A 3238-nucleotide genomic window follows, 5' to 3' on the forward strand; every position below is an offset into this window, starting at 1 on the left:
GCGTGGCGACGTCCTACTCTCACAAAGGGAAACCCTTCACTACAATCGGCGCTAAGAAGCTTAACTTCTGTGTTCGGCATGGTTACAGGTGTATCCTTCTTGCTATCGCCACCACACTATTCAATTGAGTAAGTTTTGCTCACTCAAAACTGGATCGAAGAAATCAAAACTCTTCCGAGTTTACGTGCTTTTTTCTTTTTGGTTAAGTCCTCGATCGATTAGTATCAGTCCGCTCCAACCATCACTGGCCTTCCACTTCTGACCTATCTACCTGATCATCTCTCAGGGATCTTACTTTCTTAAAGAAATGGGAAATCTCATCTTGAGGTGGGCTTCACACTTAGATGCTTTCAGCGTTTATCCCTTCCCTACATAGCTACCCAGCGATGCCTCTGGCGAGACAACTGGTACACCAGCGGTAAGTCCATCCCGGTCCTCTCGTACTAAGGACAGCTCCTCTCAAATTTCCAACGCCCGCGACGGATAGGGACCGAACTGTCTCACGACGTTCTGAACCCAGCTCGCGTGCCGCTTTAATGGGCGAACAGCCCAACCCTTGGGACCGACTACAGCCCCAGGATGCGACGAGCCGACATCGAGGTGCCAAACCTCCCCGTCGATGTGGACTCTTGGGGGAGATAAGCCTGTTATCCCCAGGGTAGCTTTTATCCGTTGAGCGATGGCCCTTCCATGCGGAACCACCGGATCACTAAGCCCGACTTTCGTCCCTGCTCGAGTTGTAGCTCTCGCAGTCAAGCTCCCTTCTGCCTTTACACTCTTCGAATGATTTCCAACCATTCTGAGGGAACCTTTGGGCGCCTCCGTTACCTTTTAGGAGGCGACCGCCCCAGTCAAACTGCCCATCTGACACTGTCTCCCAGCCCGATAAGGGCTGCGGGTTAGAGTGGCCATAACGCAAGGGTAGTATCCCACCATTGCCTCCATCGAAACTGGCGTCCCGATCTCTACGGCTCCTACCTATCCTGTACATGCGGTACAGACACTCAATATCAAACTACAGTAAAGCTCCATGGGGTCTTTCCGTCCTGTCGCGGGTAACCTGCATCTTCACAGGTACTAAAATTTCACCGAGTCTCTCGTTGAGACAGTGCCCAAATCGTTACGCCTTTCGTGCGGGTCGGAACTTACCCGACAAGGAATTTCGCTACCTTAGGACCGTTATAGTTACGGCCGCCGTTTACTGGGGCTTCAATTCGTACCTTCGCTTACGCTAAGCACTCCTCTTAACCTTCCAGCACCGGGCAGGCGTCAGCCCCTATACGTCATCTTTCGATTTTGCAGAGACCTGTGTTTTTGATAAACAGTCGCTTGGGCCTATTCACTGCGGCTGCTCGTTAGAGCAGCACCCCTTCTCCCGAAGTTACGGGGTCATTTTGCCGAGTTCCTTAACGAGAGTTCTCTCGCTCACCTTAGGATTCTCTCCTCGACTACCTGTGTCGGTTTGCGGTACGGGCCGTTGTTTTCTCACTAGAAGCTTTTCTTGGCAGTGTGACATCAGAAGCTTCGGTACTATTATTTCCCTCCTCATCACAGCTTGTCCGTATAGGTAGAAGCATTTGACTCCTACCAAGACTTACTGCTTGAACAGACATATCCATCAGTCTGCACTTCTTAGCCTCCTGCGTCCCTCCATTGCTCAAACAAAAACAACGGGTACAGGAATATCAACCTGTTGTCCATCGCCTACGCCTGTCGGCCTCGGCTTAGGTCCCGACTAACCCTGGGCGGACGAGCCTTCCCCAGGAAACCTTAGTCATTCGGTGGACAGGATTCTCACCTGTCTTTCGCTACTCATACCGGCATTCTCACTTCTAAGCGCTCCAGCAGTCCTCACGATCTGCCTTCAACGCCCTTAGAACGCTCTCCTACCAATGCACCTAATGGTGCACTCCACAGCTTCGGTAAACTATTTAGCCCCGGTACATTTTCGGCGCAGGGTCACTCGACTAGTGAGCTATTACGCACTCTTTAAATGGTGGCTGCTTCTAAGCCAACATCCTAGTTGTCTGTGCAACCCCACATCCTTTTCCACTTAATAGTTATTTGGGGACCTTAGCTGGTGGTCTGGGCTGTTTCCCTTTCGACTATGGATCTTATCACTCACAGTCTGACTCCCGGATATGAATGAATGGCATTCGGAGTTTATCTGAATTCGGTAACCCGAGATGGGCCCCTAGTCCAAACAGTGCTCTACCTCCATCATTCTCAATTCCGAGGCTAGCCCTAAAGCTATTTCGGAGAGAACCAGCTATCTCCAAGTTCGTTTGGAATTTCTCCGCTACCCACACCTCATCCCCGCACTTTTCAACGTACGTGGGTTCGGTCCTCCAGTGCGTTTTACCGCACCTTCAACCTGGACATGGGTAGATCACATGGTTTCGGGTCTACGACAACATACTCATTCGCCCTATTCAGACTCGCTTTCGCTGCGGCTCCGTCTCTTCAACTTAACCTCGCATGCTATCGTAACTCGCCGGTTCATTCTACAAAAGGCACGCTATCACCCATTAACGGGCTCTAACTTGTTGTAGGCACACGGTTTCAGGATCTATTTCACTCCCCTTCCGGGGTGCTTTTCACCTTTCCCTCACGGTACTGGTTCACTATCGGTCACTAGGGAGTATTTAGCCTTGGGAGATGGTCCTCCCGGATTCCGACGGAATTCCTCGTGTTCCGCCGTACTCAGGATCCTCCTAGGTGTTATCCAAATTTCGCCTACGGGGTTTTTACCCTCTTTGACATACTTTTCCAAGTATTTCGACTATCTGAATAGACTACCATATCGGAGTCCTACAACCCCAACAAGCAAGCTTGTTGGTTTGGGCTTTTCCCGTTTCGCTCGCCGCTACTCAGGGAATCGAATTTTCTTTCTCTTCCTGCAGGTACTTAGATGTTTCAGTTCTCTGCGTCTACCTCGACTGCGCTATGTATTCACGCAGACGTAACATCCTATAAAAGATGCTGGGTTCCCCCATTCGGAAATCTCTGGATCATAGCTTACTTACAGCTCCCCAAAGCATATCGGTGTTAGTCCCGTCCTTCATCGGCTCCTAGTGCCAAGGCATCCACCGTGCGCCCTTATTCACTTAACCTTTGACCTTACGGTCGGTTTTGAGTACTTCTTCTAGCGATAGAAGGTTGCTCAAGAAAATAAGCGTTGAACTTATTAAAAAACTCTTTTAACATTTCAACTCGGTGTGTGTTACTTGTTTTGATT

General features: G+C 50.1%; 2 rRNA genes. Both read right to left on the reverse strand.

The annotated features are described in order from the left end of the window. Positions 1-116 (reverse strand): 5S ribosomal RNA (gene rrf, locus FJU10_RS18885). A gap of 82 nt (positions 117-198) precedes the next feature. Continuing rightward, positions 199-3113: ribosomal RNA gene (locus FJU10_RS18890) — 23S ribosomal RNA — on the reverse strand. Positions 3114-3238 lie beyond the last annotated feature (125 nt).

It is taken from the genome of Enterococcus sp. OL5, from assembly GCF_006491895.1.
Lineage (GTDB): Bacteria > Bacillota > Bacilli > Lactobacillales > Enterococcaceae > Enterococcus_D > Enterococcus_D innesii.